This window comes from Microbacterium umsixpiens (assembly GCF_053543675.1).
This window is the reverse complement of record NZ_JBLVOH010000097.1, coordinates 6,051-10,844: the sequence shown is the minus strand read 5'-3', so window position 1 is coordinate 10,844 and position 4,794 is coordinate 6,051. Positions and strand designations below refer to the sequence as shown.

Annotated in this window: 5 protein-coding genes; 1 reads left to right on the top strand and 4 read right to left on the bottom strand. The window is 68.3% G+C overall.

Annotation, left to right across the window (positions count from 1 at the left end):
* Positions 1–30: 30 nt before the first annotated feature.
* Positions 31–1,785 carry a 2-isopropylmalate synthase gene (gene leuA, locus ACNPM4_RS09840; protein WP_448985539.1) on the bottom strand — a complete coding sequence of 585 codons (1,755 nt, stop codon included), beginning with the start codon at positions 1,783–1,785 and terminating at the stop codon, positions 31–33.
* Positions 1,786–1,978: 193 nt separating this feature from the next.
* On the opposite strand from leuA, the gene ACNPM4_RS09835 reads away from it, so the two are divergent.
* Positions 1,979–2,626: a hypothetical protein gene (locus ACNPM4_RS09835; RefSeq protein WP_448985538.1), complete on the top strand. Its 648-nt coding sequence runs from the start codon at positions 1,979–1,981 to the stop codon at positions 2,624–2,626.
* Position 2,627: 1 nt separating this feature from the next.
* Here ACNPM4_RS09835 and ACNPM4_RS09830 read toward each other — a convergent pair whose 3' ends face one another.
* The 3 genes from ACNPM4_RS09830 to ACNPM4_RS09820 all read right to left on the bottom strand — a co-directional run.
* Positions 2,628–3,584, bottom strand: a complete 957-nt coding sequence (locus ACNPM4_RS09830) for a quinone oxidoreductase family protein (protein ID WP_448985537.1) — start codon at positions 3,582–3,584, stop codon at positions 2,628–2,630.
* Between the two features lie 15 nt (positions 3,585–3,599).
* Positions 3,600–4,073 (bottom strand): hypothetical protein, encoded by a 474-nt coding sequence (locus ACNPM4_RS09825; protein WP_448985536.1) that lies wholly within the window; start codon positions 4,071–4,073, stop codon positions 3,600–3,602.
* On the bottom strand, positions 4,070–4,794 hold a 725-nt coding region (locus tag ACNPM4_RS09820; RefSeq protein WP_448985535.1), incomplete at its 5' end, for a hypothetical protein. The genes ACNPM4_RS09825 and ACNPM4_RS09820, both read right to left, overlap by 4 nt.

Below are 4,794 nucleotides of genomic sequence, written 5' to 3'. Positions count from 1 at the left end.
GTCACCGAGGGGGCGTTCCTGCGCGGACTGTCAGACCGCCGCGAGCTCCTGCTGCCGCGTGCGGATCGAGCGGTTGACACCCGAGACGATCGCCTTGAGGGATGCCGTCGAGATGTCGCCGTCGATGCCGACGCCCCACAGGCGCTGGTCGCCGACCTGCAGCTCGACGTAGGCCGCGGCCTGTGCGTCGCCTCCGGCGCTGAGGGCGTGCTCCACGTAGTCGTACACGGTGATGTCGAAGCCCTGACCGCGCAGCACCTCGACGAACGCCGCCACCGGGCCGTTGCCGTTGCCCGACACCGAGACCTGCTCGTCGTCGTCGCGCAGCACCACGTCGAGCACCACGTCACCGGACATGTCGCTGCGAGTCTGCGTCGCGAGCAGCTCGAACCGTCCCCACTTGGCCGCGGAGTCGTCGGCGGGCAGGTACTCGTCGTTGAAGATCGACCAGATCTGGTCGGACGTGACCTCGCCGCCCTCGGCATCCGTCTTGGCCTGCACGACGCCGGAGAATTCGATCTGGAGCTTGCGCGGCAGATCGATCGCGTGATCCGACTTCAGCAGGTACGCGACGCCGCCCTTGCCGGACTGCGAGTTCACCCGGATGACCGCCTCGTATGAGCGGCCCAGGTCCTTCGGGTCGACCGGCAGGTACGGAACCGCCCACTCGATCTCGTCGACCGTGACGCCCTCGGCGCTCGCCCGGGCCTCCATCGCTTCGAAGCCCTTCTTGATCGCATCCTGGTGCGACCCGCTGAACGCGGTGAAGACCAGGTCGCCCGCCCAGGGGCTGCGCTCGGGCACGGGCAGCTGGTTGCAGTACTCGACCGTGCGCTTGACCTGGTCGATGTCGCTGAAGTCGATCTGCGGGTCGATGCCCTGCGTGAACAGGTTGATGCCCAGGGCCACGATGTCGACGTTGCCCGTGCGCTCGCCGTTGCCGAACAGGCAGCCCTCGATGCGGTCGGCTCCGGCCATGTAGCCGAGCTCGGCGGCGGCGATCGCGGTACCGCGGTCGTTGTGCGGATGCAACGACAGGATGATGTTCTCTCGGTGGTTGAGGTTCCGGCTCATCCACTCGATCGAGTCGGCGTAGACGTTGGGAGAGGCCATCTCGACGGTGGCCGGCAGGTTGATGATCACCTTGCGGTCAGGAGTCGGCTCGAAGACCTCGATCACCTGGTTGCAGATGTCGACCGCGAACTCCAGCTCGGTGCCCGTGTAGCTCTCGGGCGAGTACTCGTAGTAGACCTGCGTGTCCGGGATCGTCTTCTCGAACTTGCGGCACAGTCGCGCGCCCTCGAGGGCGATGTCGATGATGCCCTGCTTGTCGGTGCGGAACACGACCTCGCGCTGCAGCACACTCGTGGAGTTGTACAGGTGCACGATGGCCTGCTTGGCGCCCGCGATCGATTCGTAGGTGCGCTCGATCAGGTGCTCGCGCGCCTGGGTCAGCACCTGGATGGTGACGTCGTCGGGAATCAGGTTCTCTTCGATGAGCTGGCGCACGAAGTCGAAGTCGGTCTGGCTCGCCGACGGGAATCCGACCTCGATCTCCTTGTAGCCCATGCTCACGAGCAGCTCGAACATCACGCGCTTGCGCTCGGGCGACATCGGGTCGATGAGTGCCTGGTTGCCGTCTCGGAGGTCGACGGCGCACCACCGCGGCGCCTCGGTGATCCGAGCATCAGGCCAGGTACGGTCAGGCAGGTGGACGTTGATCTGCTCGTGGAACGGCCGGTACTTGTGGATCGGCATCGCGGACGGGCGCTGAGTGTTCTGCATGATGGGGCTTCTTCTCTTCGTCAAGATGAACGGGCCAACACAAGCGCCGCGACGAGGAAGGCCCTAGCTTTAGGACTCGTCGCGGCAGCTAAGAAGAAGCAGACCGCCGAAAGGCATGTGGTCATGCTAGCAGGGATGGCCCGGCGGTTTCGACGCGTGTGAGACGATCACGCGGCCGGTGACACTCCCCGATATGAGCACATCGCAGCGTCGCCTGATCCTCGCCGTGGCATCGGCCGTCGGACTCCTCGCTTTGACCGCCTGCACCGCGGGACCGGGCGGTTCCGCGGCGCCGACGAGCACGACCGTCCCGTCGGACCAGCGCCTCGAGAACGCACATCCTGAGCCTCCGGAGGGGCGCGTCATCGGGGTGGGCACCGTGCTGGACGACGCAGGCGAGGTGGCGTTGTGCATGGGGGCGATCATGGAGTCCTACCCGCCCCAGTGCAGCGGGGTGGCGCTGGACGACTGGACCTGGGACGGCGTCGACGGCAGCGAGACCAGCGGGGACGCGACCTGGGGCGCGTATGCCGTGTATGCCACGTACGACGGCGAGCGGCTCACCCGGACCGACCCGCCGATCATGCTCGCGCTGTACGACACGGTCGCTCCGGAGGATCCGACCGGCGGCGTCGAGGGCTCGACGGCCGAAGACGAGTTGACGCGGGTGCAGGACGACATCTCCGCGCGTCTCGGGACCGATGCCCTCACGGTCGGGACGGATCGAGGCTACGTCTGGCTGCACGTCGTGTGGGATGACGGCACTCTCCAGGATGCGGTGGATGCCGAATACGGCGACGACGTGGTGGTCGTGACCTCCGCCCTGCGCGAGATCGACTGACCTACGGGATCAGGGCGAGTTTCCCGCCAGGGTGGCCGGTCGCCAACACACGATGGGCCTGACGCGCCTCGTCGAGCGGAAAGGTCCGGGCGACGGGCACCACGAGGTCGCCGTTCTGCGCGAGGGCGATCAGCTCGCTGCGCACCTCATCGCGGAACCGGGCACTGGCGGGCATCGAGCCGGCGATCGCCTGGATCCCCTCGGCCTCGGCGCGCCCCAGGGCGGCGATGGTGACGATGCGACGGCGATCCGCGACCAGCTCGAGTGACACGTCGACGGCCTCGTCGGTGCCGACGGCATCGAGCGCTGCGGCCACCGGTCCGGCCGAGACCTCACGGACCCGGTCGGCGAGCCCCGGGCCGTATCGGACGGGCTCTCCCCCGAATCGCCGGACCTCGTCGAACCGGTCGGTGCTCGCGGTGCCGATGACACGGATGCCGCGGAGCCGAGCCTGCTGCAGGACGCTCACGCCGACCGCGCCCGAGGCGCCGTGGAGGAGGACGGTCTCCCCCGGCGCCGCCCCGGTGACCGCGAGCATCTCCGCGGCCGTGGTGCCGACGAGAAGCAGGTTCGCCGCCTCCGGATGCGTGAGCGTGGACGGCTTCGCGAAGACCTTCTCCGCGGGGACCGTGACCGCTGTCGCGTAACCGCCGCGCACCCGGAAAGCGATGACCTCGTCGCCGATCGCCGCTGCACCGGAGCCGATCCGGGTGTCCGGACCGACCGCGCTGAGCACACCGGACACCTCGTACCCGATCGGAACGGGGAACTCCAGGCCCGACCGGCCGGACGCGACATGCTTCGCGTCGGCGGGGTTCACGCCGGCCGCGTGCACCCGGATGGTGACCTCACCGTGCCCGGGTGCCGCCAGTCGCTCCTCGACGAACTCCCACGAATCCGGTCCACCGGGCGCGGTCGCCACCCAGTGCTGCGCCAGCGGCCGTTCCTCGGATGACATCGACTGCGACACGGTTCACAGGAGGCAGCGGAGGTTGGTGACCGTGCCGGAGACGTTGCTCCAGCTCCCGGCAGCCACGGTCTTCAGGACGGTCGACCCGTTGCGCGCCTGGACGGAGCCGGAGCCGCGGGCGTTGGCGACGGACTTGACCGCGAAGCTCGACGGGATCGTGTGCACCGCGCACGTGCCGAACGTCAGGGATGCTCCGCCGAGCGAAGTGTTGCTGTAGGCGCAGATCCTGCCGGTGGTGCAGCTCCCGACCGACCACGATGACATGCCCGAGGCTGCGGGCACGGTGAGCTCCATGTCGAGCTTGGGCCACACCGCGTGCCGTCCGTCGATGACGACACCGCCCGGCACCTCATCGAGCACCGCCGCCACCAGGGGGTCGACCTCACGGTCGTCGTCGACGGCGGCCATGCCGGGGGCCGCCCCCAGCGTCATGACGAGCCCGAGCAGAGCAGCGGCCAGAACGGTGGTGCGTTTCATCGAACGGTCTCCTCATCGAGATCCCACATCTGATACGAGATGATCGCGCCGGCGGGGAACACGTCATCGGCTTTCAGGACCGTGCGTTCGACGCCCACGATCCGCCCCGTGTCGCGCGACACCAGGACCAGGTCGCTCACGGCGCCGTCCGGGGACTGGACACGTACACCGGTCACGGCGCGCCCCAGGCGATCGGTCGTGTTGCCCAGTGCTTCGCCACCACCGGCCTCCTCGAGCAGGAGCAGGAGTTGCGCGTGCTGCGCGTCGGTCAGCGTCCACTGGTCCAGAACAGAGGTGAGCGCCAGCTCGACGTCGTACGCGGTGGGATCTGCCGGCATGCCGAACGCCTCGAGCATCGCCACCATGTCGTCCCGCGTCTCACCGGGCACCGTCGTCCAGGGGGTCTCGAAATCCCCCGGCTCCATCACCAGATCGGTGACGACCTTCCCGCTGCTCGAAACCTCGGCGGCATTGCTGGCCACCGCGTCAGACGGATCGTACGGCACTCCGGCGATGATGGTCATCCGCCCGGAGCCGTCCGGTTCCCACACGAGTGTGGAGAGCTGTGGCACGACAGTCGTGGTCTTCGCGTCGACATCGACTTGGAAGCCCCAGGAGGCCGTCCTGACGGTTCGCATCGGCACCGTCGGCCCCGGTGTCTCGGCAAGAGCCGTCTCCGCGTCGTCGACGATCTGAGCGACAGTGCTCGACCCGCTGAACT

Bases quoted from the DNA above. Each gene is read 5' to 3' on its own strand.
- ACNPM4_RS09830 (WP_448985537.1), bottom strand. From the start codon at position 3,584: ATGTCATCCGAGGAACGGCCGCTGGCGCAGCACTGGGTGGCGACCGCG.
- ACNPM4_RS09825 (WP_448985536.1), bottom strand. From the start codon at position 4,073: ATGAAACGCACCACCGTTCTGGCCGCTGCTCTGCTCGGGCTCGTCATG.
- ACNPM4_RS09835 (WP_448985538.1), top strand. From the start codon at position 1,979: ATGAGCACATCGCAGCGTCGCCTGATCCTCGCCGTGGCATCGGCCGTC.
- leuA (WP_448985539.1), bottom strand. From the start codon at position 1,785: ATGCAGAACACTCAGCGCCCGTCCGCGATGCCGATCCACAAGTACCGG.